This window comes from Thermus hydrothermalis (assembly GCF_022760925.1).
GTDB classification, from domain to species: Bacteria; Deinococcota; Deinococci; order Deinococcales; family Thermaceae; genus Thermus; species Thermus hydrothermalis.
The window spans coordinates 134,385-160,608 of record NZ_JAKTNT010000003.1 but is presented as its reverse complement, the minus strand read 5'-3'; the positions used below and the strand labels follow the sequence as shown (position 1 = coordinate 160,608).

The window sequence follows — 26,224 nt, the reverse complement described above, 5'->3', positions numbered from 1 at the left end:
TCTACCTTAGGGGAAGCTCCAAGCGGGCCTCCTCCTTGACCCCCACCACCCGGCCCAAGAGGGTGTACCCCTCCACCCCCTCCACCCGGGCAAGGACCGTTTCCCCGGGCCGGGCCGGGCCTTGGAGGCGGGCCTCGTAGTAGTCGGGGGTGTGGCCCAGGGCGTACCCCCCCTGGAGGCGCTCCACCAGGACCTCCACCGTTTCGCCCAGCTTGGGCCTAATGCGCTCCTCCGCCAGGCGGTGGGCCAAGGCGATGAGTTCCTTGGTGCGGCGCTTGCGCACCTCCGGGGGCACCTGGGGCATGGAGGCGGCCCGGGTCTTGGGGCGGGGGGTGTAGGTGAAGGCGTGGACCCGGGTGGGCCGAAGCTCCTCCAGGAAGGCCAGGGTTTCCCGGTGCTCCTCCTCCGTCTCCGTGGGAAGCCCGGCAATGACGTCGGTGGTGAGGGCAAAACCGGGGATGAGCTCGTAGGCCCTTTGCACCAGGTTCCGGTAGTAGGCCTTATCGTACCGGCGGCCCATGAGCTTCAGGAGCCGGTCCGAGCCCGTCTGCAGGGAAAGGTGGAGGTGGGGCCGCACCTCCGGGGCGTAGCGGGCCATGACCCGGAGGAGGTCCTCCCCGGTGTCCTCCGGCTCTATGGAGGAAAGCCGCACCTTGGCCCCCAGGTGGTAAAGGTCCTCCACGAGCCCAGCGATGCCCCTAGGGTGCCCCCGGTAGCTCCCAAGCCGCACCCCGGTGAGGACGATCTCCCGTATGCCCAGCCGCAGAAGGGCCTCCGCCTCGGCCAAGGCGTCCCGGTGGTCCCGGTGGCGCTCCTTTCCCCTGAGCCTAGGGATGATGCAGTAGGCGCACCCCACCTGGCAGCCGTCCTGCACCTTCAAAAAGGCCCGGACCCGGCTATTCAAAAGCCCCCGCTCTCCCGCCCCCCAGAACTCGTTGGGCGGGGTGGTGATGGGGTCGGAGGGGAGGCCGAAATGCTCCAGGATCACCTTGGGAAGCTCGGCCTTGCGGCTATTGGGCACCACGGCATCGACCCCGAGCTCCCGGATCGCTTCCGGGGCCAGTTCGGCGTAGCACCCGGTGACCACGATGAAGGCCTCGGGGTTGGCCCGCCGCGCCCGGCGGATCTCCTTGCGGGCGTCCGCCTCGGCGGTGGTGGTGACAGCGCAGGTGTTGATGACCACGAGGTCGGCCCCCGCCTCGAGGGGCACCACCTCGGGCTCCAAGGCCTTCAGGAAGCCCAAAAGGGCCTCGGTTTCCACCTGGTTCACCTTGCACCCCAGGGTGCGGAAGGCGGCGCGCATCCTTCCCATTCTGGGACGTGAAAGCTCAAGGGTCAATGCCCCGGCTCGGGAAAAGCGGATGGTTCGGGGCAGGCGGAAGAAGCATCCTGGAAGCCACAGAAGGCACCGGTAGCACCCAGGGGCAAAATGGGGAAACCCCCCTTGCGGGGGGCTTTCTGGTGGAGCCGAGGGGATTCGAACCCCTGACCTCCTCAATGCCATTGAGGCGCGCTCCCAACTGCGCCACGGCCCCAGGCAACGCCTATGGTACCGGGGGGAGGGCCAGTTGTCAACGGGGCCAGAGGCCAATCAAAAGGGCCAAAGCGGCGAAGACCACCCCCAGGATCACGGTGAGGCGGTAAAGCCCCCCGGTGACGCCGCGGGCGGAGAAGAGGTCGGTGGAGGCGCCCATGAGGTCCCCCGCCCCCTGCTTGGGCTCCTGCACCAGGACCAGGTAGACCAAAAGGCCGGCCACGCCGAGGTAAAGGAGGATGGTTAGGGTGTAGAGGAAGTCCATACCCCTACCACTTTAGCGCCCTGGGGCGGGGGTGTCCACCCTGGCATGATGGGGGCATGGACCTGGCAGAGATCCACGCCGCCTTCCGCCGCATCGCCCCCTACACCCACCGCACCCCCCTCCTCACCTCGAGGCTCCTGGACGCCCTCTTGGGGAAGCGCCTCCTCCTCAAGGCCGAGCACCTGCAGAAGACCGGGAGCTTCAAGGCCCGGGGGGCCCTTTCCAAGGCCCTCACCCTGGAAAGCCCCAAGGGCCTCCTGGCGGTTTCCAGCGGCAACCACGCCCAAGGGGTGGCCTACGCCGCCCAGGTCCTCGGGGTCAAGGCCCTCATCGTCATGCCCGAGGACGCAAGCCCCTTCAAGAAGGCGGCAACCCGGGCCTACGGGGCCGAGGTTTACGACCAAGGGGTGACCGTGGCCAACCGGGAGGAGGTGGCCAAGGCCCTCCTCCAGGAAACCGGCTACGCCTTCCTCCACCCCTTTGACGACCCCTGGGTGGTGGCGGGGCAGGGCACGGTGGGCCTCGAGCTTCTGGCCCAAGCGGGGAAAAGGGGGCTTTTCCCCGAGGCGGTCCTGGCCCCCGTGGGCGGGGGTGGGCTCCTCGCCGGGGTGGCCACCGCCATCAAGGCCCTCTCCCCCACCACCCGGGTCTACGGGGTGGAGCCCGTGGGGGCGGACGACGCCCGGCAAAGCCTCCTCAAGGGGGAGATCGTGCGCCTGGCCGAGCCTCCCAGGACCCGGGCGGACGGGGTGCGCACCCTAAGCCTGGGGCGCCTCACCTTCCCCATCCTGAAGGAGAAGGTGGACGGGATCTTGGCCGTGAGCGAGGAGGCCCTCCTCGAGGCCGAACGCCTCCTCTTCACCCGCACGAAGCAGGTGGTGGAGCCCACGGGGGCCTTGCCCTTGGCGGCGGTGCTGGAACACGGGGCAAGCCTCCCCGAAACCCTGGCCCTGGTGCTTTCCGGGGGGAACCGGGACTTCTCTCCCTAGGGGGGAGGAGTAAGCTTACCCCGTGATCGTCAAGGAAGCGCTTCTTCCCATAGAAGAGGTGGCGGCCAAGCTCGGCCTAGGCCGCGAGCGGCTTTACCTCTACGGCCCCCACATGGCCAAGGTCCTGGGCGAGCCCCCCAAGGCCAAGGGGCGGCTCATCCTGGTCACCGCCATCACCCCCACCCCGGCGGGAGAGGGCAAGACCACCACCGCCATCGGCCTGGTGGACGCCCTGTGGCGGCTCGGCAAGCGGGCCGCCTTGGCCCTCCGGGAGCCCTCCTTGGGCCCGGTCTTCGGGGTGAAGGGCGGGGCCACGGGGGGCGGAAAGGCCCGCATTGAGCCCCGGCACGAGATCAACCTGCACTTCACCGGGGACTTCCACGCGGTGACCTCAGCGGTGAACCTCCTCAACGCCCTTTTGGACAACCACCTGCACCAAGGGAACGAGCTCGGGATTGACCCGAGGCGCATTGAGCTCAAGCGGGCCATTGACATGAACGACCGGGCCCTGCGCCACATCGTCTTGGGCTTAGGGGGCAAGGCCCACGGGGTGCCCCGGGAAGGGGGGTTTGAGCTCACCGTGGCCAGCGAGGTCATGGCCCTCATGAGCCTGGCCCGGGACTTTAAAGACCTGAAGCGGCGTCTTGGGGAGATCCGCCTGGGCTTCACCCTCGAGGGCCAGCCGGTCTACGCCAAGGACCTGGGGGCGGTGGGGGCCATGGCCGCCCTCCTCCGCCAGGCCTTCCTGCCCAACCTGGTGCAGACGGCGGAGGGGAACCCCGCCTTCGTCCACATGGGGCCGTTTGGCAACATCGCCCACGGCACCAACTCCGTGCGGGCGAGCCTTTTCGCCCTGGGCCTGGCAGACTACGTGGTCCAGGAGGCGGGCTTCGCCACCGATTTGGGCATGGAGAAGTTCATGAACGTGGTGGCCCGCACCGCAGGGCTCATCCCCGAGGCGGTGGTCTTGGTGGCCACCATCCGCGCCCTGCGCTACCACGGGGGGCAGGACGCCTACGAAATGCCCGACCCCAAGGCGGTGAAGGAGGGCTTGGCCAACCTGGAAAAGCACGTGGAGAACGTGCGGCTTTTCGGCTACACCCCGGTTTTGGCCCTGAACCGCTTCCCCACGGACGCCGAGGAGGAGATCGCCCTGGTGCGGGATTTCGCCCGGGAAAGGGGCCTCCCCTTCGCCCTAAGCGAGGTGTACGCCAAGGGGGGCGAGGGAGGGTTAGAACTGGCGGAAAGGGTGCTGGAAGCCCTCTCCCTTCCCCACGCCTACCGCCCCCTCTACCCCCTGGAAGCCCCCTTGGAGGAGAAGGTGGCCACCATCGCCAAGGAGGTCTACGGGGCCCTAGGGGTGGAGTGGAGCGAGGAGGCCAAGCGGGCCCTTCGGGCGGCCAAGAAGGAGGGGTGCGAGGCCTTGCCCGTGGTCATGGCCAAGGCGGCCACCTCCCTCTCCGATAACCCCAAGCTCCGGGGCCGGCCCAAGGGCTTCACCGTGCGGGTCACGGACCTTAAGTGCCGCTTTGGGGCAGGGTTTGTGGTGGTCTACATGGGGGGGATTGAGACCCTGCCCGGCCTGCCCAAGGTGCCCCAGGCCCTCCGGATTGACGTGGACGAGGAGGGGAATATCCGGGGCATGGACTACTAGATGCCGTGCCCGTCCGGCCGGCGCTTCTCCACGGGGAGGCCCGTGGCCCCGTGGAAGGCCTCCACCTCCTCCAGGAAGCGGCGGAAGAGGTAGAGGGCGTCGTGGGGGCCCGGGGCCGCCTCGGGGTGGTACTGCACGGAGAAGACGGGGTAGCGGGCGTGGGCCATGCCCTCGAGGGTCCCGTCGTTCAGGTTGATGTGGGTGGGGCGGAACTCCTTTAGGGAGTCTATGTCCACGGCGTAGCCGTGGTTCTGGCTGGTGATCTCCACCTTCCCCGTGAGGAGGTTCTTCACCGGGTGGTTGGCCCCGCGGTGGCCGAACTTCATCTTGTAGGTGCGCCCCCCCGCCGCCAGGGCGAGAAGCTGGTGCCCCAGGCAGATGCCGAAGGTGGGGAGAAGCCCCATGAGCTTCCAGATGGTTTCGTGGGCGTAGCGGGGCATGGAGGGATCGCCGGGACCGTTGCTGATGAGGAGGCCGTGGGGCTCCAGGGCCATGATCTGGCTCGCCGGGGTCTTGCCCGGGACCACGAGGATCTCAAAGCCCAAGGCGGCCAGGTTCTCCACGATGGCATGCTTGATGCCGAAGTCCATGACCACGATGCGCCGCCCGGACTTCAGGGTGGGCCAGGCGTAGGGCAGGGGGGTGGAGACCTCGGGGGTCATGTCCCGCCCGTCAATGTCCGTCCAGGCCTTGGCCTCCTGGCGCAACGCCTCCAGCTCCTCCTCCGTGAAGTCGTGGTCGGGGCTCCCGTAGAGGCTTGCGTGGGCGATAACCCCCTTCAAGACCCCCCCTTCCCGGATCTTGCGCACCAGGGCCCGGGTGTCTATGCCCTCAATCCCCACCACCCCGTAGAACTCCATGAACTCCCCGATGGTCTGCTGGGCCCGGGGGTTAGAGGCCACGCGGCTAAACTCCTTGGCCACGAAGCCCCGCACCCAGGGACGGTTGGACTGCATGTCGTAGACGTTCACCCCGTAGTTGCCCTGGTGGGGGTAGGTCATGACCACGATCTGCCCGTGGTAGCTGGGGTCGGTCATGATCTCCTGGTAGCCCGTCTGGGCGGTGTTGAAGACCACCTCCCCCACCGTCTTCCCCCGGGCGCCGAAGGCGTAACCGCGGTAGACGGTGCCGTCTTCCAGGACCAAAACGGCGCGCTCCTTTACTCCCATTCCCCCTCCATCCCAGCCATTCTAGCCCCCAAAGGCCCCTGGGGAAAGGTGCTTGATGACGGCGATCTCCCGGCAGTTCTCGTAAAAGGGGCAGGCGTTGCACTCGCTCCACACCTTGGGGGGAAGGGCCTCCCGGCTCGTCACCTGGTAGCCCAGGTTGCGGAAGAAGTTCACCTGAAGCGTCCAGGCGAAGACCCGGGGAAGCCCGAGGTCGCGGGCCTCCCGCTCCGCCCCGAGGACCAGCCAGCGCCCAAGGCCCTGTCCCTGCCGCGCCGGGTGGACGGCGAGGCCCCGGATCTCCGCCAGGTCCCGCCAGAGGACGTGGAGGGCCACGGTGCCCACGATGTGGCCGTCCTCGTCCTCCAGGACCTGGAAGTCGCGGATGTTCTCGTAAAGGTGGCTGTGGCTCCGGACGAGCATCAAGCCCTTCTCCGCCCAGTAGCGGATGAGCCAGTAGATGGCGTCCACGTCGCTTAGACGCGCCTTCCTCAGCTCCACCCCCGCCTGGGGGCGCACCTCGGGGAGCGCCGCCGTGGGAAGCTCCAGTTCAAGCAAGGCCCACCTCCTCCTTGGCCTCCAACACCCTCGCCCGCACCGCCTCCGGGGCCGTGCCCCCAAAGGATTGGCGGCGGTGGATGGCGGTTTCTAGGCGCAGAAGGCCTAGGGCATCCTCGGCGAAGAGGGGGTGGGCTTCCTGTAGTTCTTCCAGGCTCAGATCCTTAAGCCCCCTCCCCTCCTCCAGAAGCCGCCGCACCAGCCGCCCCACCACGTGGTGGGCCTCCCGGAAGGGGAGGCCCTTTGCCGCCAGGTAGTCGGCGAGCTCCGTGGCCAGGGAAAACCCTTCCTCCGCCGCCCGCCACATCCTTTCCCGGCGCCACTTGAGGCCCGGCAATAGGGCAGCGAGGAGCTTGAGGCTATCCCGGTAGGTGGCGAGGGCGTCCAACAAGGGCTCCTTGTCCTCCTGCAGGTCCTTGTTGTAGGCCAGGGGCAGGCCCTTCACCACGGCGGAAAGCCCCACCAAGGCCCCGAGCACCCTCCCCGCCTTGGCCCGGATGAGCTCCAGGATGTCCGGGTTCTTCTTCTGGGGCATGATGGAGGAGCCGGTGGCGAAGGCATCGGGAACCTCCACGAAGCCGAACTCCTCCGTGCTATAGAGGATGAGCTCCTCCGCCAAGCGGGAAAGGTGGAGCATGCCGATATTTAAGGCGGAAAGGACCTCCAGGGCGAAGTCCCGGCTCCCCACGGCGTCCAGGGAGTTGCGCATGGGGCGCTCAAAGCCGAGCTCCTTGGCGGTGAAGTGGCGGTCTATGGGGAAGCCCGTGCCCGCCAGGGCAGCGGCCCCTAAGGGGCTTTCGTTGAGGCGGGTGCGGGCGTCCAGAAGCCTTCCGGCATCCCGGGTGAGCATCTCGTAGTAGGCCAAGAACCAGTGGGAAAGGAGGATGGGCTGGGCCCGTTGCAGGTGGGTGTAGCCGGGAAGGACGAAAAGGGGTTCTAAGTGCTTTTCCGCCTCCCGCACGAGGACCCGGCGCACCTCCAAGAGGAGGGCAAGAAGCTCGTCTAGGGCCGCCCGCAGGAAAAGCCTAAAGTCCGTGGCCACCTGGTCGTTGCGGCTACGGGCCGTGTGGAGCTTGCCCCCCGGGGGGCCGATGAGCTCCATGAGGCGGGCCTCGAGGTTCATGTGCACGTCCTCGAGGTCCTCCCGCCAGGGAAACGTGCCCGCCTCAATCTCCTCCTCTATCTGGTCTAGCCCCTTCAGGATGGCCTCTAGCTCCTCCTCCGAAAGGAGGCCCACCGCCTGGAGCATGCGGGCGTGGACCCGGTTTTGCCAGAGGTCCTCCCGCCAAAGGGCCCGGTCAAAGGAAAGGGAAGCGTTGAAACGGGCGGCGAGGGCATCCGGGCCCTCCTGGAAGCGGCCTCCCCAGGTCCTATGCGCCACGCCGCCCCTCCGCCATGGCCCGCACCCTCAGGCGCAGGGCGTGGATCTTGATGAAGCCCTCGGCGTCCTTTTGGTCGTAGCCCCCAAGCTCGTCAAAGGACACCAGGTCCTTCTGGTAGAGGCTTTTCTCCGCCTTCCGCCCCACCACGTAGACGTTCCCCTTGTAGAGCTTGAGCCGGGCCACCCCGGTGACGCTCTTCGCCACGTGGTCAAAGTAGGCCTGGAGGGCCTCCCTTTCGGGGGCGTACCAGAAGCCGTAGTAGACGAGCTCGGCGTACTTGGGGGAGAGCATGTCCCGCTGGTGCAGGACCTCCCGGTCCAGGGTGAGGCTTTCCACCGCCCGCCGGGCGTGGTAGAGGATGGTGCCCCCGGGGGTCTCGTAAACCCCCCGGGACTTCATGCCCACGAAGCGGTTCTCCACCAGGTCCACCCGGCCCACCCCGTGCCGCCCCCCAATCTCGTTGAGCCTCTGCAGGAGGGCCGCCGGGGAAAGGCGCTCCCCGTTCACCGCCACGGGGTCCCCCTCAAAAAATTCCACCTCCACGTACTCGGGGGTGTCGGGGGCCTCCTCGGGGTCCTGGGTCATGCGGAACATGCCCTTCGGGGGCTCAGCCCAGGGGTCCTCCAGGACCCCCCCCTCGTAGGAAATATGCAGGAGGTTGGCGTCCATGGAGTAGGGCTTCTCCTGGGTCACGGGCACAGGGATGCCGTGGGCCTCGGCGTAGGCGATCATCTCCTGCCGCCCCTTAAAGCCCCACTCCCGCCAAGGGGCGATGACCCGAATGTCCGGCTTCAGGGCGTAGGCGGTGAGCTCAAAGCGCACCTGGTCGTTGCCCTTGCCCGTGGCCCCGTGAGCCACGGCCTCCGCGCCCTCCTCCTCGGCGATCTTCACCAGGTACTTGGCGATTAAAGGCCGGGCGATGGAGGTACCCAGGAGGTAGTACCCCTCGTAAAGGGGAAGGGCACGGAACATAGGAAAGACAAAGTCCCGCACGAACTCCTCCCGGAGGTCCAAGGCGATGGCCTTGGAGGCCCCGGTCCTTAGGGCCTTCTCCCTCGCCTCCTCCACCTCCTCCCCCTGGCCGATGTCCGCCGTAAAGGCGATGACCTCGGCGTTGTAGGTTTCCTTCAGCCACTTGAGGATGATGCTGGTGTCCAGCCCGCCGGAGTATGCCAAGACGATCTTCATGCCAGCTCCCAGTCTACCCCCAGAGGGGGCATGCATAAGTATACAAAAGCCGAGGTGTTCCTCACACCTCGGCCCCCAAAGGCTTTTCCTAAAGGTGAACCGGCTTCTCCCACGCCGCCAGGGCGGCTTCCTTGAGGATCTCCGAAAGGGAGGGGTGGGCGTGGGGGGCGCGGCCCAGGTCCTCGGCGCTCGCCTTGAAGAAGATGGCCAAGGCGGCCTCGGCCAAGACATCCCCCACCCGGGCTCCGATGCCGTGGACCCCCAGGATGCGGTCGGTCTTGGCGTGGGCCAGTACCTTGACAAAGCCCTCCGTCTCCCCCATGGCCCGGGCGCGGCCCGAGGCGGAGTAGGGGAACTTCCCCACCTTGTAGGGGATGCCCTTCTCCTTTAGCTCCTCCTCCGTGTAGCCCACGCCCGCCACCTCGGGGTGGGTGTAGACCACGCTGGGGATGGCCTGGTAGTCCACGTGGCCGAAGCCCGTAACCATGTGCTCCACGGCGGCGATGCCCTCCTCGCTCGCCTTGTGGGCCAGCATAGGCCCCCGGACCACGTCCCCAATGGCGTAGATATGGGGGATGCGGGTCCTCAGGTGCTCGTCCACGGGGATGCGCCCCCGCTCGTCCGTGGAGAGGCCAGCGTTTTCCAGGCCGAGCCCCTCGGTGTAGGGCCTGCGGCCCACGGCCACGAGGACCCGGTCGGCCTCGAGGACCTCCCCCCCCTCCAGCTCCACCCGGGCCCCCTTGGCCTCCGGGATCACGGCGGTGACCCGCACCCCGGTCCGGATGGCAAGGCCCTCCTTCTTGAAAATCCTCTCCGCCGCCCGGGAAAGCTCGGCGTCCATGGTGGGGAGGATGCGGTCCATGTACTCCAGGATGGTGACCTCCGCCCCCAGGCGGTGCCAGACCACCCCGAGCTCTAGCCCAATGACCCCGCCCCCCACCACGATGAGCCGCTTGGGCACCTCGGGGAAGGAAAGGGCCTCGGTGGAGGTCACCACCCGCTCGTAGTCCACCTGGGCCCAAGGGGGAATGAGGGGGGCGGAGCCGGTGGCGATGAGGATGTAGCGGGCGGTGAGCTCCTCCCCCGTCTCCTCCACCAAGACCTTCCGGTCGGAAAGGAAGCGGGCCGTGCCCTGGTGGCGGGCGATGCCGTTTTTCTTGAAGAGGAACTCAATCCCCTGGGTGTTGGCCTGGACCACCTTGTCCTTGTGGGCGAGGAGGGCAGGGAGGTCTAGGCTAAAGCCCTCCACCTTGGCCCCCAGGAGGCCCTTTTTCACCTCGTAGATGCGCTCGGTGGTTTCCAAAAGCGCCTTGGAGGGGATGCACCCCACCCGGAGGCAGGTCCCCCCCAGGGCCTTTTCCCGCTCCACCACCCCCACCTTCATGCCCAGCTGGGCCGCCCGGATGGCGGCCACGTACCCGCCGGGACCTGCGCCGATGACCAGGAGGTCGTACACCTTAAACCTCCAGGAGGAGCCGCACGGGGTTCTCAATGAGCTCCTTCACCCGGCGGAGGAAGGTCACCGCCTCCCGCCCGTCCACGATGCGGTGGTCGTAGGAAAGGGCCAGGTACATCATGGGCCGGACCACCACCTGGCCCTCCCGGGCCACGGGCCTTTCCTGGATGGCGTGCATGCCCAGGATGCCCACCTGGGGTGGGTTCAGGAGGGGGGTGGAGTTGAGCGAGCCGTAGATGCCCCCGTTGGTGATGGTGAAGGTGCCCCCCATGAGCTCCTCGGGCTTGAGCTTCTTGGTGCGGGCCCTCTCGGCGAAGTCGGCGATCTGCCGCTCAATCTCGGCGAAGGAGAGGCGGTCGGCGTCCCGGAGGACCGGCACCACCAGCCCTTCGCCCCCGCCCACGGCGATGCCGATGTCGTAGTAGCGGTGGTAGACGATGGTGTTGTCGCGGATCTCGGCGTTGAGCTCGGGGATTTCCTTGAGGGCCTGGACCACGGCCTTGACGAAGAAGCTCATGAAGCCGAGCCTCACCCCGTGCTTCTTCTGGAAGGCCTCCCCAAGCTCCTTCCGCAGGGCGATGACGGCGGACATGTCCGCCTCGTTGAAGGTGGTGAGCATGGCCGTGGTCTGCCGCGCCAGAAGAAGGCGCTCGGCGATGCGGCGGCGCAAGGGGGTCATGGGCACCGCCTCGCTCACCCGCCAGGGCTTGTCGGTGGGGGCTTGAAGGGGGGTGGGGGCAGGGCGGGCTTCGGGAACGGGGCGGGCGGGCTCGGGAGCGGGCTTTTCCTGGGCCGACTCCAGGTACCGCTCCACGTCCTCCTTCAGGATGCGCCCGCCTAAGCCCGTGCCCTCCACCGCCTCGGCGGGAACCCCCTTCTCCCTCATGAGGCGCTCGGCGGCGGGCATGGCCAGGGGGGTTTCCCGCACCGCCTCGGCCCTAGGCGCTTCCGCCTTGGGGGCCTCCGCCCCCACGCCCCTTTCCAGGAGGGCGATGGCCTCGCCCACCCGCGCCGTTTCCCCGGTCTTCTTGAGGATCTGCCTTAGGGTGCCGGCAAAGGGGGCGGGGAGTTCCAGGGTGGCCTTGTCGGTGATGAGTTCCACCAAAGGCTCGTCCTGGGCGAAGCTTTCCCCCTCCCGCTTAAGCCAAGCGCCGATCTCCACTTCCACGATGCTTTCGCCCACGGAGGGCACCTTGAGCTCTTCCACCTTTTACCTCCTCACTTGAAGGCTTCTTCCAAAAGGGCTTCCTGCTCCAGCCGGTGGACCTTGGAGGAGCCCACGGCGGGGCTTGGAGACTCAGGCCGGGCCACCACGCTCAAGGGATGGCCAAGGATCTCCCCGCAGAAGCGGGCGGAGAGGTACCACCAGGCGCCTTGGTTGATGGGTTCCTCCTGCACGTAGACCACGGGGACCTTCTTGGGATAGGGGGCGAGGGCTTCCCGAAGCTCCGCCTCGGGGAAGGGGTAGAGGAGTTCTAGGCGCAGGATGGCCACGTCCTCCGCCCCAAGCTCCCGCCTCTTGGCGAGAAGCTCGTAGTAGACCTTGCCGGAGGTGAGGAGGACCTTCCTCGCTCCCTTCACCCTTTCGGGGATCACCTTCTGGAAGCGGCCCTGGGCGAGCTCCTCCAGGCTAGAGACCACCTCGGGGTGGCGGAGGAGGCTTTTGGGGGTCATGACCACCAAGGGCTTGCGGATGGGCCTTTTCACCTGGCGGCGGAGGAGGTGGAAGAACTGGGCGGGGGTGGTGGGGTAGGCCACCTGGAGGTTGTCCTTGGCCCCGAGTTGCAAAAAGCGTTCCAACCGGGCCGAGGAGTGCTCGGGGCCTTGGCCCTCGAGGCCGTGAGGCAGGAGGAGCACGAGGCCGGAAAGCCGGCCCCACTTGGCCTCGGCGCTCGCCAGGAACTGGTCAATGTAGACCTGGGCCACGTTGGCGAAGTCCCCGAACTGGGCCTCCCAGAGGATGAGGCCTTCGGGGTAGTCCAGGCTGTACCCGTACTCAAAGCCCAGGACCCCGGCCTCGGAAAGGGGAGAGTTGTGGATCTCCACGGGGGCCTGCCCCTCCGCCAGGTGCTCCAAGGGGACGTATTTCTCCCCGGTGCGGTAGTCGTAAAGGGCGGCGTGGCGCTGGGTGAAGGTGCCCCTTAGGGCGTCCTGGCCCGTGAGGCGGACCCGGTGCCCTTCCGCCGCCAGCGTGGCGAAGGCCAGGGCCTCGGCGGCGGCCCAGTCCAGGGGGCGCTTCTCCTCGGCCATCTCCAGGCGGGCCTCGAGGAAGCGCTTGAGCTTAGGGTGGACCTGGAAGCCCTCGGGCACGGTGGCAAGCCGCACCAAAAGGTTGCGCAGGGCCTCCTTGGGCACCCCGGTTTCCACCTCGGGCACCAGGTGGTCAGGCCCCCCCACGTACCCCTGCCAAAGGCCCGAAAGCCCGTGGGGCACCACGGGGCCGGGCTCGGCCTTGACCCGGGCGAACTCGCTTTCCAGCCGCTCCAGGTAAGCCGCCTCGAGGGCCTTAAGCTCCTCCTCCCGCACCACCCCCTCGGCCTTAAGCCTTTCGGCATAGACCTTCCAAGGCTCTGGCTTCCTGGCCACGAGGGCGTACATGGTGGGCTGGGTGAAGGTGGGCTCGTCCGTCTCGTTGTGCCCCCGGCGGCGGTAGCCCACCAGGTCCAGGACCACGTCCTTGCCGAAGCGGCTCCGGTACTCCAGGGCCAGGCGCAGGGCGAACCAGAGCTCGTCCACCGCCTCGGCGTTCACGTGGAAGATGGGGGCCCCCACCATCTTGGCGATGTCCGTGGGGTAACGGCAGGAGGTGTACTCCGAGGGGAGGGTGGTGAAGCCCAGTTGGTTGTTGGCCACCACGTGCAGGGTCCCCCCCACCCGGTAGCCGGGAAGCTGGGAGAGGTTGAGGGTTTCCTGCACGATGCCCTCGCCGATGAAGGCGGAGTCCCCGTGGACCAGGATGGCCAGGCCCCGCCGCCTCTCCCGGTCCCCGAAGCGGTCCTGCTTGGCGCGAAGCCGGCCCAGGGTCACGGGGTTGACGAATTCCAGGTGGCTTGGGTTGAAGTTCAAGGAGACGTGGACCTTGCCGTAAGGGGTTTCCTGGTCGCTGGAGAAGCCCAGGTGGTACTTCACGTCCCCGGCGTAGCCCTCGGGGAAGATCTCCTCAAACTCGCGGAAGATGCGCTCAAAGGGCTTCCCCACCACATGGGCCAGGACGTTGAGCCGGCCCCGGTGGGCCATGCCCAGGACCACCTCCTTGACCCCCAAGCGGGCCGCCTCCACCACCGCCTCCTTGAGGAGGGGGATGAGGCTTTCCAGGCCCTCAGCGCTGAAGGTCTTGGCCCCCAGGTACTTCCGTTGCAGAAAGGCCTCAAAGAGGCTCGCCTGCATGAGGGCCTCCAGCATGCGGCGACGGACCTCTTGGGGGGGCCTTTCCCAAGGGGCCTCTATGCGGGCGAGGAGCCACTCCCTTTCCTCGGGCTCCACGTGGGCCACCTCAAAGCCGATGGGGCCCAGGTAGGTGGCCTGAAGGCGCTCCAGGAGAGCCCCCAGGGTGGGGGCGCCGAAGAAGGGGGGAAGGGGCCGGGCGAGGTCCTTGGGGGAGAGGCCGTGGGCCTCCAGGGTGAGCGCCTTCGGCCTCGGCCTTTCCTGGCCCAAGGGGTCTATCCGGGCCGCCAGGTGCCCGAGCTCCCGGTAGGCTTGGACCAGGCGCTCCACCTTGAGGAGGAAGCCTAGGTCCACCGCTTCCGCCACAGGGACGCTCGGGGCGGGGCGTTCTCGTCGGCCGTCCTCCAGGGTGAGGGCGGAGAAGTAGCGCCGCCACTCCTCCGGCAGGGAAAAGGGGTCCTCCAGGTAAGCCCGGTAGAGGGCCTCCAGGTAGCCTTGGCTTTCCAGCGTGAGCTCCATCCTGCCTCCCAAGGGGGCGGTATACCCCTTATCTACGCTACACCAAAAGGCGGTGTAGGTGCCCAAGCCCTTTACAATAGGGCCATGGTCCTAGCGGAAAAGCGCGAAGGCGTCCTCCTCCTCACCCTCAACCGGCCGGAAAAGCTCAACGCCCTCACGGGCGCCCTCCTAGAGGAGCTCTACCAGGCCTTGGCCGAGGCGAACCGGGATCCCGGGGTGCGGGCCGTCCTCCTCACGGGAGCGGGGCGGGCCTTCTCCGCCGGGCAGGACCTCACGGAGTTCGGCGAGGAAAAGCCCGACTACGAGGCCCACCTCCGCCGCTACAACCGGGTGGTGGCGGCCATGAGCGGCCTGGAAAAGCCCCTGGTGGTGGCGGTGAACGGGCCAGCGGCGGGGGCGGGGATGAGCCTCGCCCTCTGGGGGGACCTGCGCCTGGCCGCCGCCGGGGCCACCTTCGCCACCGCCTTCGTGCGCATCGGCCTGGTGCCGGACTCGGGGATGAGCTTCCTCCTGCCCCGCCTGGTGGGGCTCGCCAAGGCGCAAGAACTCCTCCTCCTCTCCCCCCGCCTCTCCGCCGAGGAGGCCCTGGCCCTGGGCCTGGTGCACAAGGTGGTGCCGGCGGAAAGGCTCCTGGAGGAGGCCTTAGCCCTGGCCCAAGCGCTCGCCCAAGGCCCCACCCGGGCCTACGTCCTTACGCGGAAGCTCCTTTTGGAAACCTACCGGCTTTCCCTGGAGGAGGCTTTGGGCCTCGAGGCCATTCTTCAGGGGGAGGCGGGCCGCACCCTGGACCACGAGGAGGGGGTCAGGGCCTTCCGGGAAAAGCGCCCGCCCCGCTTCCAGGGCCGATGATCCGCTACCTCAAAGGCCTCGTCCAGAAGAAGGAGGAAGGGGGCTTCCTCCTCCTGGTGGGCGGGGTGGGGTTCTTCCTCCAGGCCCCAGGCCCCTTCCTGGCAAGCCTAAGGGAAGGCCAGGAGGTGGCGGTCCACACCCACCTGCAACTCAAGGAGGAGGGGCTTTCCCTCTACGGCTTCCCCGACGAGGAAAGCCTAACCCTCTTTGAGCTCCTCCTCTCCGTGAGCGGGGTGGGGCCCAAGGTGGCCCTCTCCCTCCTCTCCGCCCTCACCCCCAAGCTCCTGGCCCGGGCCCTGGCGGAAGGGGACCTCCGGCTTCTCACCTCGGCCAGCGGCGTGGGGCGGAAACTGGCGGAGCGCCTGGCCCTGGAGCTCAAGGGCAAGCTCCCCCCCCACCTCCTCACCGGGGAGAAGGTGGAAAGCCAGGCGGCGGAGGAGGCCATCCTGGCCCTGGTGGCCTTGGGCTTCAAGGAAGGGCAGGCGCGGAGCGCGGTCCTGGACCTCCTCGCCCAAAACCCCAAGGCCAAGGCCCAGGACCTGATCAAGGAGGCCCTAAAGCGCCTGCGCTAGCCTCCCCGCCCGAGGAGAAGGGTGGGAACTCCGTCCACCCCCTACTCGTACCGCAACGCCTCCACCGGGTCCAGCCTAGCCGCCCGCCAAGCGGGGTAAAGCCCGAAGAAGACCCCCACCGCCACAGCGAAGGCAAAGGCCAGGACCACGCTCAAGGGGGCGAACACCGGCGTCACGCCAATGGCCTGGCCCACAAAGCGGGCCATGAAAAGCCCGAGGGCCACGCCCAAAAGCCCTCCGCCCACGCTCAGAACCACGGACTCGGCGAGGAACTGGGCCAGGATGTCCCTTGGCCTGGCTCCCAAGGCTTTCCGCACCCCTATCTCCCGGGTGCGCTCCGTGACCGAGACCAGCATGATGTTCATAATGCCAATGCCCCCTACCAGGAGGCTAATCCCCGCCACCCCTCCCAGGAAAAGGGTCATGGCCAGGGTGGTCTGGTTCACGCTCTCCAGGGCATCCTGTTGGTTGGTCACGGAAAAATCGTAGCTTTCGGGGTCCAAGAGGCCATGCCGTTCCGCCAGGAACTGGGTGAGCCGGGCCTGGAGGTCCTTCAGGCGGTTGCGGTCCGCCCCTTGGAGGTAAATAGCGTTCACCTTGGGGCCCCCCGCCTCGGGACGGGCGAGGCGTTGCAGGTAGGTGGAGAGGGGCACGTACACCTGGTAGTTGGTGCTCACGAACCCCTGGTCCCCCTTATCCGGCAACACCCCCACCACGGTGAAGGGAATCCCCCCGATGCGCAGGCGTTGCCCCAAGGGGTCCTCCCCTCCGAAGAGGTCCTGGGCGATGCCGTAGCCGATCACCGCCACCCGGCGCCGCGCTTCCACGTCCTCCCAGGTAAAGAAGCTCCCCTTTTCGGGAAGGGCGTTTCGCACTTGGGCGAAGTCCGGCCAGGTACCCACCACCGTGGCCCTAAGGTTATTGGCCCCAAACTTGAGCTGGAAGTTCCCCTGGGCCACAGGCGCCACCCCCACGACTTCCCCGGAAAAGGCTTCCTGGATGGCGTAGGCGTCGGAAAGGGGCAGGGTAGCAGGGCCTCCAAAGCGCACCAACCCCCCGCCCGGCCCCCGCCCCCCCTGGGCAGGGCCCACGGTGAGAAGGTTGGTACCGAGGCCCTCTAGGAGGTTGGAAATGCGCCGGGTGGTCCCTTGGCCCACCATGGTGAGGGCCACCACCGCCGCCACCCCGATGACCACCCCGAGGGCGGTGAGGGCGGAGCGCAAGGGGTTGGCGGCGATGGCCCGCAGGGCCACGCGGGCCACCTCCCAAGGGGAAAGCCCCACCCGGCCTGGCAAGGCCTCTTGGGGCTGGGGCATCGGTCTGGTCATCCCACCCTCCTTTCGTCAGCCACGATCTCCCCGTCCCGCACCCGGACAATCCTCTGGGCTTTCTGCGCCACCGTGGACTCGTGGGTGACCAGGATGACCGTGGTTCCTTCCCGGTTGAGCTCTTGGAAAAGGGCAAGGATCTCCTCCCCCGTCTTGGTGTCCAGAGCCCCCGTGGGCTCGTCGGCGAGGAGGAGGGGGGGCTTTAGGGCCAGGGCCCGGGCGATGGCCACCCGCTGCCTTTGCCCACCGGAAAGCTGGTTGGGCAGGCTATGGGCCTTCTCCAAAAGGCCCACCCGCTCCAGAAGCGCTAAGGCCCTTCGCCGCCGCTCTTTAGGAGGCAGGCCAGCGTAAGCCATGGGCACCTCCACGTTCTCCACAACGCTGAGCCGGGGAAGGAGGAAAAACGCCTGGAAGACAAAACCCACGAAGCGGTTCCTCAGGTAAGCCCGCTCTCCCTCCGAGAGGTCTTGGGTGGGCCTACCCAAAAGGCGGTACTCCCCTTCCGTGGGCCGGTCCAGGAGGCCCAGGATGTGGAGGAGGGTGCTCTTGCCGCTCCCCGAGGGCCCCATGATGGCGAGGATCTCCCCCTCCTCCACCCGGAGGTCCACCCCCTTGAGGGCGAGGAAGGCCACTTCCCCGGTGCGGTAAACCTTCTTCACCCCCCGCAGTTCTAGGAGCATGCTCACCTCCCAGGCCCAGGGCCCATAAGGGGCAGGGGACCCCCAGGGGCTTGCAGCCGCTGGGAACCTGAGCCCCCCTGGTTTCGCTTGGGCAGGACCACCTGGTCCCCCTCCTTGAGGCCTTCCAAAACCGCCACCCGGGTGCTGTCCTCGAGGCCCAGGGTAACGCGAACCCTCTCCGTGGAGCCATCGGCGCGGAGAAGGGTGACGTAGGCCTGCCCCCTCACCCGCTCCACCGCCCGCTTGGGGAGGACCAGGACGTCCTTGAGGTCCTGCACCACGATCTCCCCATCGGCGCTCATCCCGGGGCGGAAGCGGGGGTCCGGGGGAAGGCTTACGGTGACCTTGAAAACCGGAATGTTGTTCACCACCTCACCCTGAGGGCTTATGGCCTCCACCCGGCCGAGGAAGGTTTCGCCCGGGAGGCCCTCGAGGCTCACCTCCACGGGAAGGCCCACCTTTACCTGGGCGATCTCCGTCTCGTCCACCTCCAGGACCAGGCTGTAGCGGGAGAGGTCCCCGAGGGTAAGGAGGGCCGAGGTGGGCCCCACCTGGGCTCCCGGGCTTGCCGCCACGGAAAGGACCACACCGCTCAAGGGGGCCAAAACCCGCGTTTTTTCCAAATTATATTGGGCTTCCGCCAGGGCAATCCGCGCTTGGGCTAAGGCGGCTTCCTGGGTACGGAGGTCTGCCTGGAGCTGGGCCTCCCGCAAGGCCAAGGCCTCCCGTTGCGCGCTTAAGCTTGCCTCGGCGTCATCCAAGGCCCTTTTGGCATTGTTGTAAGCGGTTTCCGCCTCTAGAAGGGCCTGGCGGCTCGCACCCCCGGCCTGGTAGAGGAGCCGGGTGGCTTCCAGGTTCCGCTGGGCTGTGGCCAGGCTCGCCTGGGCGTTGGCGTAGGCTACTTCGGCGCTCTTCAGGGAGGCCCTGAGGGAAGCCAGGGCGCTTTCCCCTTGTGCCTTGGCGTTGGCCAGGGCCGCCTCGGCCTTCGCCACGTCGGACTGGGCCTTCGCCACAGCTTGGCGGAAGGGGGTGGGGTCCAGTTCGGCCAGCACCTGGCCCTTTTCCACCGGAGTCCCTTCGTCCACCACAAACCGAAGTAGGCCTTGCACCTCGGGGCGCACCTCGAGGCTCTGCCAGGGGGCTAGGCTCCCAGAACCGGAAACCGTGACCCGGATCTCCCCCCGGGTTACGGTGTACACCTCAGGGGCCTCCACCGCCTGGACCACCCTCTTGGGCCGCAGGAGAAAGTATCCCAAAAACGCTAAAGCCACCACGACCCCAAGGAGAAGCCATCGCCTCATCGCCCCACCTCCCCAAGGACCACGAGGTCCTGCCCCGCCGCCAGGCTTAGGGCAGCCAGGGCCCTCCAGTAAGCGTTTTGGGCCACGAGTAGGTTATACCGGGCCTGGGCCAGGTTTGCCTCCTCCTGCTCCAACTCCACCCGGCTTGCGGTCCCCGCCTGGAAAGCCTTGCGGGCCACCTCCAAGGTCCTCTCCTGGTTGGCGAGGCTTTCCCGGGCGGTGAGCACCTGGCCCCAGGCAGCTTGGGCTTGGGCGTAGGCCGCTTCCAAGGCGGAGAAGGCTTGGGCCATGGCGTTATCCAGGGCCTTCCGGGCGTTATCCCGGCTGGCCTTGGCCTTCTCCAAGGTGAGGCGGGGGGTGTAGTCGTTGTCGGCCAGGCGCACCTGAAGCTCGGCAAGCTCCCAGGCCTGCCGGGCCTGGACCAGGCTGACAAGCCTCGCCTCGAGGCCCTCCCTCAAAGCGGCCAGGTCTACCCCCAAAGCCTTGGGCTCAGGCAAGGGAGCAAGCCGCGGCTCCTCCGCCAAAGAAGCCCCAAGCGCCGCCTCCAGAGCCTTGAGGAGAGCGGGACGCTGGGCTTGCGCATTTTGGAGGGCGATCTCCGCCGATTTTAAGGCCGCCTCCGCCTTGGCCACGTCCAGGTCCGTGGCGTTGCCCGTTTGGCGCCGGGCCCGGGCAATCTGTAGGTTGCGCTCCGCCAGGGCCCGGTTGGCCTTGAGGACCTCCTCGTTGGCCTGGGCCTCCAAGAGCGCAGTGTAGGCGGAAAGGAGGGTCTGAAGCAGGTTTAAACGGCTCGCCTCCACCTGAACCTCCGCCAAGGCCAAGGCCTGCCTCGCTTGGGTGAGGGGGAGGATGAGCGTGCTCGGGTCCGCCTCCAGGGCCTGAAGCTCCACCCGGGCGCTTTCCCGGGCCAGAAGGGCGTTCTGATAGGAAGGGTTTTGCCTAAGAGCCTGTTGCCAGGCCTCCTGAAAACTCAAACCTTGTGCCAAAGCTAAGCTTCCCGCGTAGAGCACCACCAGGATCCGCTTCATTCCCCACCTCCCACAAGGTCTTCCCCCATGGCATCCAAAAGGGCGTAATAGGCCTGGAGGAAAGCGGCCTTGGCCCCCTCCAGGGTGCGGCGGGCCTGGAGGAGGCCCACCTCCGCTTGCATGACCTCTAGAGCGGTTCCCGTTCCCGCCTGGAGCCGCCCCTTGGCCACCTCCCAAGAGTTCTCCGCTGCGCTCAAGGCTTTGGTGGCCACATCCACCTGGGCTTGGGCTTGAAGGAGGGCTTGGTGCTTGGAGCGAAGATCCAACTCGGCCGCCCTCTTTGCGCTTTCCAAGGTAAGACGGGCTTGGGTAAGGGTTTTCTCCCTCAAGGAAAGCTGGGCATCCTGGCCTGGGTTCAGGAGGGGGAAGCTCGCCTGGACCTGGAAGGATACTCCTCCTGTTCCTTGTCCCTGGAAGGCATACTGGCCCCCATAGGTGAGGGTTCCCGCCTTTAGGTTGAGCCCAAGGGACAAGGCGGCGTTGCCCTCCTGGGCGGTAAGGCCCAAGGACACCTCGGGGAAGAACCGCTCCCATTGGGCTTGGGCCAAGGCCACCTCCGCTTCCTCCACCGCAAGTTGGGCTTTGCGCACGTCGGGCCGCTTGTCCCGTCGGGCCAAAACCTCTTCCAGGGAGGGAATTCCTTGAGGGAAAAGGGGTAAGGCCCCTGCAACCACCTCCCGGCCCAAAGTGGCCTTTAGCCGGGCCTGGGCCAGGCCAAGGGCGAGCTCCGCCCGCAGGGCTTCCGCCTGGGCCTCCGCCAGATTGCCCTCCGCCTCCAAGAGGTCCTGAAAGGTAGCCTGGCCCTTTTCCCGTTGGTCCCTCACCGCCCTAAGTTGGGCTTCCCGCCAAGCCAGGCGCTTTTGCGCCAGCGCCTGGTCCAAAGCAGCCAGGTAAGCGTCCAGATACTGGGAAAGGGCCGTTTGGAAGAGGGCGTTTCCCTGGGACAAGAAGTCCAGAAGCGCTTGCCGGTAGGTAATCTCCGCTTCCCTTAGGCTGCCCTGGGCCTGCCCCCACGGAAGGGCCAGGCTCCCCCCGAGGCCCAGGGCGAGGCTCTCCTGCCCCAACAGGCTCCGGCTATAGCTCCCCTGGGGGGAAAGGGTGGGGACAAGCCCCTTTTGCGCCGCCTCCCAAGCGGCCTCGGCCTGGCCCTTCTGCAAAAGAAGGGCCTGGTAGCCGGGGCTTTCCCGCACCCAAGCCCTAAGGTCCACCCCCTGAGCCAGGGCGGGGAGAAAAAGGAGGAGAAGACTCCATATCCTTGGCATACCACCCCAAAGCTAGCTCCCCTGGGTTAGGCCCCGGTTATAGGGAGGACCAAGCGGGCCACGAGGCCCGAAGGGGCGTTGGGCAGGAGTTCCAGCCTCCCCCCGTGGGCCTCTGCCACCTTCTTGGCCACGGAAAGGCCCAGGCCCTCCCCAGGGGCCCTCGAGGCCCGCAAAAAGGGGCGGCCCGCCTCCTTCCGGGCCTCCTCCGGCATCCCCGGGCCCTGGTCCACCACCCCCAGGAGGGCCTCCTTCTCCCCCGCCTCCAAGACCACCCGCACCCCCTTCCCCTCCCCGTGGAGGAGGGCGTTTTGCAGGAGGTTCCTCAGGGCCTGGGCGAGGAGGAGGGGGTCGCCCCTAAAGGGAAGGCTATCCGGCCCCTCGTAGGGCACGCCGAAGGCTGCCGCTTCTTCCCGCGCCAAGGCGGCCAGGTCCAGGACCACCCGCTCCACCCTTCCCTCCCGGGCGAGGACGAGGAGGGCCTCCACCAGGCGCTTCATGCGGAGAAGCTCCTCCTTGGCGGCGAGGAGGGCCTCCTCCTGGGAGAGGTAGCCCTTCTCCGCCGCCTCCACCTGGGCGAGGGCGGCGGCCACGGGGGTCCTGAGCTCGTGGGCGGCGTCCCGGGTGAAGCGCCTTTCCCGGTCCAGGAAGGCCTCGAGGCGCTCCAGCATGTGGTTGAAGGCCTCGGCCAAAGCCTTGAGCTCCCCCCCGCCCTCGGGGACCACCCGCAGGGAGAGGTCCTGGGAGTCCGCCACCCGCCGCGCCACCCCCGTGAGGCGGGCCAGGGGCCTGAGGGCGGCCCCCGCCAGGCTTCCCGCCAGCAGGGCGAAAAGGAGGGTGAGGAGCCCCCCCACCCCGAAAAGGGCCAGGCGGAAGCGGCTTAAGGCGAAGGCCGCCCCGGGATCGTAGCGGGCCACCGTGAGGGTCCCCCCTGGGACCTCGAGGACCAGAACCCGCCACCCCTCCCGCCAGTAGGCCCCCGGGGGAAGCTCGGGGAGGTCGGGGAAGTTGGCGCTCGCCTGCCGGGCCTCCCCATGCACCAGGCGGAAGGCGAACTCCCCCCTCGGCGGGCGCCGGCCCTCCGCCAGGGCCTGGACATAGAAGAGGAGGGACCGGTCCAGATCCGCCTCCACCAGGCGCTTAAAGGCCACGTAGCTCAAGGCCCCCTGGAAGAGGAGGGCAAGGCCGATGGCCAGGGCGAAGAAGAGGGCAAGCCGGGTCCTAAGGCTCATCCCCAAGCCGGTACCCCCCGGGCACGGTGCGCACCACCCCGGGATGGAGCTTCTGCCGCAGGTAGTGCACGTAGACCTTCACCGCCCCCACCTTTTCCCCATCCCCAAACACCCTCTCGGCCACCTCTTCCGGGGCGAAGACCCGCCCCGGGTGCAGGAGGAAAAGCTCCAATAGGGCGAACTCCTTCAGGGAAAGGTCCACCCGCTTGCCCTCCCAAAAGACCGCCCGCCCCGCCAGGTCCACCTCCAAAGCCCCCAGGCGCACCCGGCTCCCCTTCACCTCGGAGGCCCGGCGGAGAAGGGCCCGCACCCGGGCGAGAAGCTCCTCCAGGTGGAAGGGCTTTACCAGGTAGTCGTCCCCACCCAGGTCCAGGCCCTGGATGCGGTCCTCCAGGGCATCCCGGGCCGTGAGGAAGAGGATGGGCCCCTTGTAGCCCGCCTCCCGCACCTCCCCGGCGAAGCGGAAGCCCCCGTCCGGGTCCTCGGGCAGGCGCACGTCCAGGACCATGAGGTCGGGCTCCAGCTCCAAGAAGGCCTCCCGGGCCTCCCCAAGCCCCTTGGCCCAGCGCACCCCATACCCCTGGGCGGCCAAGGCCCCCGCCACCGCCCGGCCCAAGTGGGGCTCGTCCTCCAAGAGGAGCACCTGCACGCCCTCAGTATGGGCCAGGCGGGTTAGCCGGGGGTTATCCCGCTAACACCCGCCTAACCGCCCGCCCCTACCCTTTAGGCCATGGGCCGGTACGGGGCCAGGTGGGAAGGGGTCTTGGGAAGCTTCCTGGAGGTGCAGGTGGAAGCCCCTTGGCCCCTCCAGAACCAGGTCCTAAGGGCCTCCCTAGCGGAGGTGCGCCGCCTGGAAGGCGTTTTCAGCCGCCACCAAGAAAGCGAGCTCGTCCGCCTGGTGCGCCAGGGCGGGGGTAGGCCAAGCCCGGAAATGCGGGAGGTCCTCCTCCTGGCCCTAAGCCTCCAAGAGGCCACGGGGGGCGCCTTCCACCCCGCCCCCCGCCACGGGGGGGAGGCCTTGCGCTTCCTAGGCGAGGAGGTGGAGGTCCTCGCCCCCCTGGACCTGGACGGCCTCGCCAAGGGCTACATCGCCGACAAGGCGGCGGAGGCCGCCCTGAAGGCGGGGGCCCGGGCGGCCCTGGTGAACCTGGGCGGGGATCTAGCCCGAAAGGGACCGGGCCTCGCCCAGGTCCTGGTGGAAGACCCCTTGGGCCCCGACAACGCCCCGCCCGCCTTCCACCTCCGCCTCACCCAAGGCGGGGTGGCCACGAGCGGCGTGCGCCACAAGGGGGCCCACCTCCTGGACCCCCGCACGGGGAGGCCCGCCCCCGGGCTCCAGGCCACGGTCCTGGCCCCTTCCGCCTGCCTGGCGGACGGCCTCGCCAAGGCCCTTTTCGTCCTGGGGCGGGAAGGTTTCCCGGTGCTCGCCCGCTTCCGGGCCCAGGGGGTGCTCTTCACCGGGGAAGGCCCCGTAACTGGCCCAGAGGGAGGGAAGGATGCTCAAGCGCTACTATAGCCGGAGGAGCTTTTTCAGGCGGGTTTTGGGTGGGGTTTTGGCCCTAGGGATGGCCCGGGCCCAGGGGAAGCCCTGGCCCCAAGGGATGGAGCTCCGGGTGAGCTTCGCCTACGAGGGCGGCGGCTTCCGCTACCGCGCCCCTTACGTGGCGGTGTACGTGGAGGACGAGCGGGGCAACCTGGTGCGCACCCTGGGGCTTTTCCTGATGCCCGGGAAGGGGGAAAGGTGGTGGAACGAGCTACGGCGCTACTTCGCCCTGGGGGACCTGGCGCGCATGCGCACCCTCTCCGGCCCCACCCGCCCCCCGGGGCGCTACACCCTGGCCTGGGACGGCAAGGACGAAGGGGGCCGCACCGTGGCCCAGGGGAGCTATTACGTCTGCGTAGAGTACGCCCGGGAGCACGGGCCCTACGAGCTTTTCCGCGAGAAGGTGGAGGTGGCCGAAACCCCCTTCCAAAAGAGCTATACCCTAAAGGGGGAACTCAAGGAGGTGCGCCTTGATTACGGCCGGAAGGCCTAGAAGCGGGGCGAGCCCCTTACGGGCCCGGCTTTACGCCTGGGCCCGGACCCTCCACCTCTACCTTTCCCTCCTGGCCTTTCTCTCCATCCTCTTCTTCGCCGTGACGGGCCTCACCCTGAACCACCCCGAGTGGTTCGGGGAAGGGAGGGTGCGGAAGGTTTCCGGCACCCTCCCCCACGCCCCCTACCTCCAAGGGGAAGGCATGGACTGGCTCGCCCTGGCGGAGGACCTGAGGGCCTTGGGGCTCCGGGGCCGGGTGGCGGAGCGCGGGGAAAGCGGGGGGTTGGCTTGGCTTTCCTTCCGGGCCCCCGGCTACGGGGCCGACGCCCAGGTAGACCCCAGGACCGGCGCCTACACCTTAAGCGTCACGGAGGCCGGTCTGGTGGCGGCCCTAAACGACCTACACAAGGGGCGGGACACCCCGGGGGCCTGGCGGTGGGTCCTGGACCTATCCGCCCTCTTCCTGGCCCTGGTGAGCCTGAGCGGCCTTCTCCTAAGCCTCCTCTTCGGCAAGACGCGGAAGGCGGCCCTCCTCACCCTCCTTTTGGGCCTCCTCCTCTTTGGGGGCCTGGCCCTTTGGGCGGCCCTATAGCTCGTCCAAGGCCTCCCTAGGGGTACGGCGCACGCCCAGGTACCCCCCTTCCCTCAGGGTGAGGGGGAAAAGGGCCTCCAGGGGTCCTTCCAGGGCCAGGAGGTTCTCCCCCCGGAAGGCCCTTAGCCCCTCGGGGATGGGGGCCTCGAGGCCATAGGGGAATAGGGCCAGGGCCTCCCCGGAAGGCACCCCTTCCCCCCGGTCCAGGTAGAGCCCCACGGGCTCCAAGAAGCCCAGGAAGCGGGTGCGGTTCGCCTCGCGGCGGAAGGCCTGGAAGGCCTTGGGGCTTTCCGCCCCCTGCCAGAGGAGGAGGTCCGCCTCCGCCGCCAGCCCCACCAGGCTATACACCGCCAAAAACCCCTCCCGCTCCTGCCAGCGGGCGAGGAAAAGGGCGAAGTCCTCCTTGAGGTGCTCCTGGTGCTCGGCCTCGAGGCGGCGGAACTCGGGGAGGAGGCGGAAGAGGGCGAAGCTATGGACCATCTAGCCCACCTCCAGGAAGCGGGCCAAGGCCTCCTCCGAGAGGTACTTCCCTACGTAGAAGGGCCCGAACTCGCCAAAGCGGGCGGAAACCTCGTCAAAGCGCATCTCGTAAACGATCTTCTTGAACTGGATGGGGTCCTCGCTAAAGAGGTCCACCCCCCACTCCCAGTCGTCCAGGCCCTGAGCCCCGCTTATGACCTGCATCACCTTCCCCTGGTACTTCCTCCCCGTTTCCCCGTGGGCCTTCATGAGGGAGGCCCTTTCTTGGGCGGGGAGCATGTACCAGTTGTCCTGCCCCTGGCGGCGCTTGTTCATGGGGTAGAAACAGACATAGCCCCCCTTGGGCACCCGGGGGGTGAGGCGGGGCTTGACGTAGGGGGCCTCGGGGTCCAGGGGGCCCGTCTGGCTCCCCAGCTCCACCACGGAGTAAAAGCCGTAGGCGGGCCGGAGGTAGCGGGCGAAGCGGCTCTTGTTCAGGCGCTCCTCCACGGCCAAAAGGGCGTCCAGGCTCTCCCTTAGGTTGAGGAAAAGGAGGTCCGCCTTGGAGGTCACCACCTGGTAGACGCCGTAGGTACCCCGCCCCTCGGCCTCCACTTCCCGCCAGGCGGCGAGGATGGCCTTTAGCTCCTCCCAGGCGGCAAGCCGCTCCTCCTTGGGGGCGCCCAACCAGGCCCCAAAGTCCAGGTGGCGGAAGTCGTGCAGGACGTGCCAGCCCTCGAGGGTGAAGGTGGGCTCGGGTACGTGGCCTTCCATGCTTCTCACTATACCCCTG

At 67.9% G+C, this 26,224-nt stretch carries 25 protein-coding genes and 1 tRNA gene; 7 read left to right on the top strand and 19 right to left on the bottom strand.

The features are described 5' to 3' along the window. Nucleotide 1: 1 nt before the first annotated feature. From L0C60_RS03210 to secG, 3 genes are all read right to left on the bottom strand, one after another. Complete coding sequence (locus L0C60_RS03210) at nucleotides 2–1,303, bottom strand: MiaB/RimO family radical SAM methylthiotransferase (protein ID WP_243092511.1); 1,302 nt, start codon at nucleotides 1,301–1,303, stop codon at nucleotides 2–4. Between the two features lie 156 nt (nucleotides 1,304–1,459). Further along, nucleotides 1,460–1,535 (bottom strand) — tRNA-Ala (locus L0C60_RS03205). Nucleotides 1,536–1,571: 36 nt separating this feature from the next. Beyond that, entirely contained in the window at nucleotides 1,572–1,799 is a 228-nt protein-coding gene (secG, locus tag L0C60_RS03200) for a preprotein translocase subunit SecG (RefSeq protein ID WP_234507246.1), read from the bottom strand. A gap of 56 nt (nucleotides 1,800–1,855) precedes the next feature. Between secG and L0C60_RS03195 the strand changes: the two genes are divergently transcribed. Further along, the gene (locus tag L0C60_RS03195) at nucleotides 1,856–2,788 is read left to right on the top strand and encodes a threonine/serine dehydratase family protein (protein ID WP_234507248.1); all 933 of its coding nucleotides are present in this window, start codon (nucleotides 1,856–1,858) and stop codon (nucleotides 2,786–2,788) included. Nucleotides 2,789–2,810: 22 nt separating this feature from the next. Next, a complete protein-coding gene (locus L0C60_RS03190; RefSeq protein ID WP_234507250.1) occupies nucleotides 2,811–4,442 on the top strand; it encodes a formate--tetrahydrofolate ligase in 1,632 nt (543 codons plus the stop codon). Here the strand turns inward: L0C60_RS03190 and carA are convergent. The 7 genes from carA to L0C60_RS03155 all read right to left on the bottom strand — a co-directional run bounded on the left by carA (nucleotide 4,439) and on the right by L0C60_RS03155 (nucleotide 14,095). Beyond that, on the bottom strand, nucleotides 4,439–5,611 hold the full coding sequence (carA, locus tag L0C60_RS03185) for a glutamine-hydrolyzing carbamoyl-phosphate synthase small subunit (RefSeq protein WP_234507252.1): 1,173 nt from the start codon (nucleotides 5,609–5,611) through the stop codon (nucleotides 4,439–4,441). The two genes, L0C60_RS03190 and carA, sit on opposite strands and share 4 nt — an antisense overlap. Before the next feature lie 21 nt (nucleotides 5,612–5,632). Further along, nucleotides 5,633–6,166 carry an N-acetyltransferase gene (locus L0C60_RS03180; RefSeq protein ID WP_234507255.1) on the bottom strand — a complete coding sequence of 178 codons (534 nt, stop codon included), beginning with the start codon at nucleotides 6,164–6,166 and terminating at the stop codon, nucleotides 5,633–5,635. Next, the gene (argH, locus tag L0C60_RS03175; protein WP_234507256.1) at nucleotides 6,159–7,547 is read right to left on the bottom strand and encodes an argininosuccinate lyase; all 1,389 of its coding nucleotides are present in this window, start codon (nucleotides 7,545–7,547) and stop codon (nucleotides 6,159–6,161) included. Before argH ends, L0C60_RS03180 begins: the two co-directional genes overlap by 8 nt. Further along, the gene (locus L0C60_RS03170) at nucleotides 7,537–8,736 is read right to left on the bottom strand and encodes an argininosuccinate synthase (RefSeq protein ID WP_234507258.1); all 1,200 of its coding nucleotides are present in this window, start codon (nucleotides 8,734–8,736) and stop codon (nucleotides 7,537–7,539) included. The genes argH and L0C60_RS03170 overlap by 11 nt, the downstream gene beginning before the upstream one ends. 88 nt (nucleotides 8,737–8,824) lie before the next feature. Further along, nucleotides 8,825–10,192, bottom strand: coding sequence for a dihydrolipoyl dehydrogenase (gene lpdA / locus L0C60_RS03165; protein ID WP_234507261.1), 1,368 nt, complete (start codon nucleotides 10,190–10,192; stop codon nucleotides 8,825–8,827). A gap of 1 nt (nucleotide 10,193) precedes the next feature. Further along, nucleotides 10,194–11,399: a 2-oxoglutarate dehydrogenase complex dihydrolipoyllysine-residue succinyltransferase gene (gene odhB / locus L0C60_RS03160; protein WP_243092510.1), complete on the bottom strand. Its 1,206-nt coding sequence runs from the start codon at nucleotides 11,397–11,399 to the stop codon at nucleotides 10,194–10,196. An 11-nt stretch (nucleotides 11,400–11,410) separates the two neighbouring features. Next, nucleotides 11,411–14,095: a 2-oxoglutarate dehydrogenase E1 component gene (locus tag L0C60_RS03155; RefSeq protein WP_234507265.1), complete on the bottom strand. Its 2,685-nt coding sequence runs from the start codon at nucleotides 14,093–14,095 to the stop codon at nucleotides 11,411–11,413. Nucleotides 14,096–14,179: 84 nt separating this feature from the next. Between L0C60_RS03155 and L0C60_RS03150 the strand changes: the two genes are divergently transcribed. Both L0C60_RS03150 and ruvA read left to right on the top strand, forming a co-directional pair. Then, nucleotides 14,180–14,944 (top strand): enoyl-CoA hydratase-related protein, encoded by a 765-nt coding sequence (locus tag L0C60_RS03150; RefSeq protein WP_234507267.1) that lies wholly within the window; start codon nucleotides 14,180–14,182, stop codon nucleotides 14,942–14,944. Continuing rightward, the gene (gene ruvA / locus L0C60_RS03145; protein WP_234507269.1) at nucleotides 14,941–15,516 is read left to right on the top strand and encodes a Holliday junction branch migration protein RuvA; all 576 of its coding nucleotides are present in this window, start codon (nucleotides 14,941–14,943) and stop codon (nucleotides 15,514–15,516) included. Before L0C60_RS03150 ends, ruvA begins: the two co-directional genes overlap by 4 nt. Before the next feature lie 41 nt (nucleotides 15,517–15,557). Here ruvA and L0C60_RS03140 read toward each other — a convergent pair whose 3' ends face one another. Genes L0C60_RS03140 through L0C60_RS03110 form a run of 7 tightly spaced genes read right to left on the bottom strand, consistent with a single transcriptional unit; the run spans nucleotide 15,558 to nucleotide 22,993 of the window. Beyond that, entirely contained in the window at nucleotides 15,558–16,844 is a 1,287-nt protein-coding gene (locus tag L0C60_RS03140; protein ID WP_234507271.1) for an ABC transporter permease, read from the bottom strand. After that, nucleotides 16,841–17,524 (bottom strand): ABC transporter ATP-binding protein, encoded by a 684-nt coding sequence (locus L0C60_RS03135; protein WP_234507272.1) that lies wholly within the window; start codon nucleotides 17,522–17,524, stop codon nucleotides 16,841–16,843. The genes L0C60_RS03140 and L0C60_RS03135 overlap by 4 nt, the downstream gene beginning before the upstream one ends. A gap of 2 nt (nucleotides 17,525–17,526) precedes the next feature. Further along, nucleotides 17,527–18,825 (bottom strand): efflux RND transporter periplasmic adaptor subunit, encoded by a 1,299-nt coding sequence (locus L0C60_RS03130; protein WP_234507274.1) that lies wholly within the window; start codon nucleotides 18,823–18,825, stop codon nucleotides 17,527–17,529. Beyond that, nucleotides 18,822–19,853 carry a TolC family protein gene (locus L0C60_RS03125; RefSeq protein ID WP_234507276.1) on the bottom strand — a complete coding sequence of 344 codons (1,032 nt, stop codon included), beginning with the start codon at nucleotides 19,851–19,853 and terminating at the stop codon, nucleotides 18,822–18,824. The genes L0C60_RS03130 and L0C60_RS03125 overlap by 4 nt, the downstream gene beginning before the upstream one ends. Next, nucleotides 19,850–21,115, bottom strand: coding sequence for a TolC family protein (locus L0C60_RS03120; RefSeq protein WP_234507278.1), 1,266 nt, complete (start codon nucleotides 21,113–21,115; stop codon nucleotides 19,850–19,852). Before L0C60_RS03120 ends, L0C60_RS03125 begins: the two co-directional genes overlap by 4 nt. 26 nt (nucleotides 21,116–21,141) lie before the next feature. Then, nucleotides 21,142–22,344, bottom strand: a complete 1,203-nt coding sequence (locus L0C60_RS03115; protein ID WP_234507280.1) for a sensor histidine kinase — start codon at nucleotides 22,342–22,344, stop codon at nucleotides 21,142–21,144. Then, entirely contained in the window at nucleotides 22,334–22,993 is a 660-nt protein-coding gene (locus L0C60_RS03110) for a response regulator transcription factor (protein WP_234507282.1), read from the bottom strand. Before L0C60_RS03110 ends, L0C60_RS03115 begins: the two co-directional genes overlap by 11 nt. An 81-nt stretch (nucleotides 22,994–23,074) precedes the next feature. Here L0C60_RS03110 and L0C60_RS03105 point away from each other — a divergent pair, with 81 nt between their 5' ends. The 3 genes from L0C60_RS03105 to L0C60_RS03095 are packed head-to-tail and all read left to right on the top strand — an operon-like array spanning nucleotide 23,075 to nucleotide 24,972. After that, nucleotides 23,075–23,860, top strand: coding sequence for an FAD:protein FMN transferase (locus L0C60_RS03105; protein ID WP_234507284.1), 786 nt, complete (start codon nucleotides 23,075–23,077; stop codon nucleotides 23,858–23,860). Further along, nucleotides 23,841–24,380 (top strand): DUF2271 domain-containing protein, encoded by a 540-nt coding sequence (locus tag L0C60_RS03100; RefSeq protein WP_234507287.1) that lies wholly within the window; start codon nucleotides 23,841–23,843, stop codon nucleotides 24,378–24,380. The genes L0C60_RS03105 and L0C60_RS03100 overlap by 20 nt, the downstream gene beginning before the upstream one ends. Beyond that, nucleotides 24,358–24,972 (top strand): PepSY-associated TM helix domain-containing protein, encoded by a 615-nt coding sequence (locus L0C60_RS03095; RefSeq protein WP_234507290.1) that lies wholly within the window; start codon nucleotides 24,358–24,360, stop codon nucleotides 24,970–24,972. The genes L0C60_RS03100 and L0C60_RS03095 overlap by 23 nt, the downstream gene beginning before the upstream one ends. Here the strand turns inward: L0C60_RS03095 and L0C60_RS03090 are convergent. Further along, on the bottom strand, nucleotides 24,967–25,452 hold the full coding sequence (locus L0C60_RS03090) for a chlorite dismutase family protein (protein WP_234507291.1): 486 nt from the start codon (nucleotides 25,450–25,452) through the stop codon (nucleotides 24,967–24,969). The genes L0C60_RS03095 and L0C60_RS03090 overlap by 6 nt on opposite strands. Next, nucleotides 25,453–26,205, bottom strand: a complete 753-nt coding sequence (gene hemQ / locus L0C60_RS03085; protein WP_234507293.1) for a hydrogen peroxide-dependent heme synthase — start codon at nucleotides 26,203–26,205, stop codon at nucleotides 25,453–25,455. Between the last annotated feature and the right edge of the window lie 19 nt (nucleotides 26,206–26,224).

What these genes read in the sequence shown, in the direction of transcription:
- L0C60_RS03210 (WP_243092511.1), bottom strand. Translation starts at nt 1,303, where the DNA reads ATGCGCGCCGCCTTCCGCACCCTGGGGTGCAAGGTGAACCAGGTGGAA.
- secG (WP_234507246.1), bottom strand. Translation starts at nt 1,799, where the DNA reads ATGGACTTCCTCTACACCCTAACCATCCTCCTTTACCTCGGCGTGGCC.
- L0C60_RS03195 (WP_234507248.1), top strand. Translation starts at nt 1,856, where the DNA reads ATGGACCTGGCAGAGATCCACGCCGCCTTCCGCCGCATCGCCCCCTAC.
- carA (WP_234507252.1), bottom strand. Translation starts at nt 5,611, where the DNA reads ATGGGAGTAAAGGAGCGCGCCGTTTTGGTCCTGGAAGACGGCACCGTC.
- L0C60_RS03170 (WP_234507258.1), bottom strand. Translation starts at nt 8,736, where the DNA reads ATGAAGATCGTCTTGGCATACTCCGGCGGGCTGGACACCAGCATCATC.
- L0C60_RS03155 (WP_234507265.1), bottom strand. Translation starts at nt 14,095, where the DNA reads ATGGAGCTCACGCTGGAAAGCCAAGGCTACCTGGAGGCCCTCTACCGG.
- L0C60_RS03150 (WP_234507267.1), top strand. Translation starts at nt 14,180, where the DNA reads ATGGTCCTAGCGGAAAAGCGCGAAGGCGTCCTCCTCCTCACCCTCAAC.
- ruvA (WP_234507269.1), top strand. Translation starts at nt 14,941, where the DNA reads ATGATCCGCTACCTCAAAGGCCTCGTCCAGAAGAAGGAGGAAGGGGGC.
- L0C60_RS03140 (WP_234507271.1), bottom strand. Translation starts at nt 16,844, where the DNA reads ATGACCAGACCGATGCCCCAGCCCCAAGAGGCCTTGCCAGGCCGGGTG.
- L0C60_RS03135 (WP_234507272.1), bottom strand. Translation starts at nt 17,524, where the DNA reads ATGCTCCTAGAACTGCGGGGGGTGAAGAAGGTTTACCGCACCGGGGAA.
- L0C60_RS03130 (WP_234507274.1), bottom strand. Translation starts at nt 18,825, where the DNA reads ATGAGGCGATGGCTTCTCCTTGGGGTCGTGGTGGCTTTAGCGTTTTTG.
- L0C60_RS03125 (WP_234507276.1), bottom strand. Translation starts at nt 19,853, where the DNA reads ATGAAGCGGATCCTGGTGGTGCTCTACGCGGGAAGCTTAGCTTTGGCA.
- L0C60_RS03120 (WP_234507278.1), bottom strand. Translation starts at nt 21,115, where the DNA reads ATGCCAAGGATATGGAGTCTTCTCCTCCTTTTTCTCCCCGCCCTGGCT.
- L0C60_RS03115 (WP_234507280.1), bottom strand. Translation starts at nt 22,344, where the DNA reads ATGAGCCTTAGGACCCGGCTTGCCCTCTTCTTCGCCCTGGCCATCGGC.
- L0C60_RS03105 (WP_234507284.1), top strand. Translation starts at nt 23,075, where the DNA reads ATGGGCCGGTACGGGGCCAGGTGGGAAGGGGTCTTGGGAAGCTTCCTG.
- L0C60_RS03100 (WP_234507287.1), top strand. Translation starts at nt 23,841, where the DNA reads ATGCTCAAGCGCTACTATAGCCGGAGGAGCTTTTTCAGGCGGGTTTTG.
- L0C60_RS03090 (WP_234507291.1), bottom strand. Translation starts at nt 25,452, where the DNA reads ATGGTCCATAGCTTCGCCCTCTTCCGCCTCCTCCCCGAGTTCCGCCGC.
- hemQ (WP_234507293.1), bottom strand. Translation starts at nt 26,205, where the DNA reads ATGGAAGGCCACGTACCCGAGCCCACCTTCACCCTCGAGGGCTGGCAC.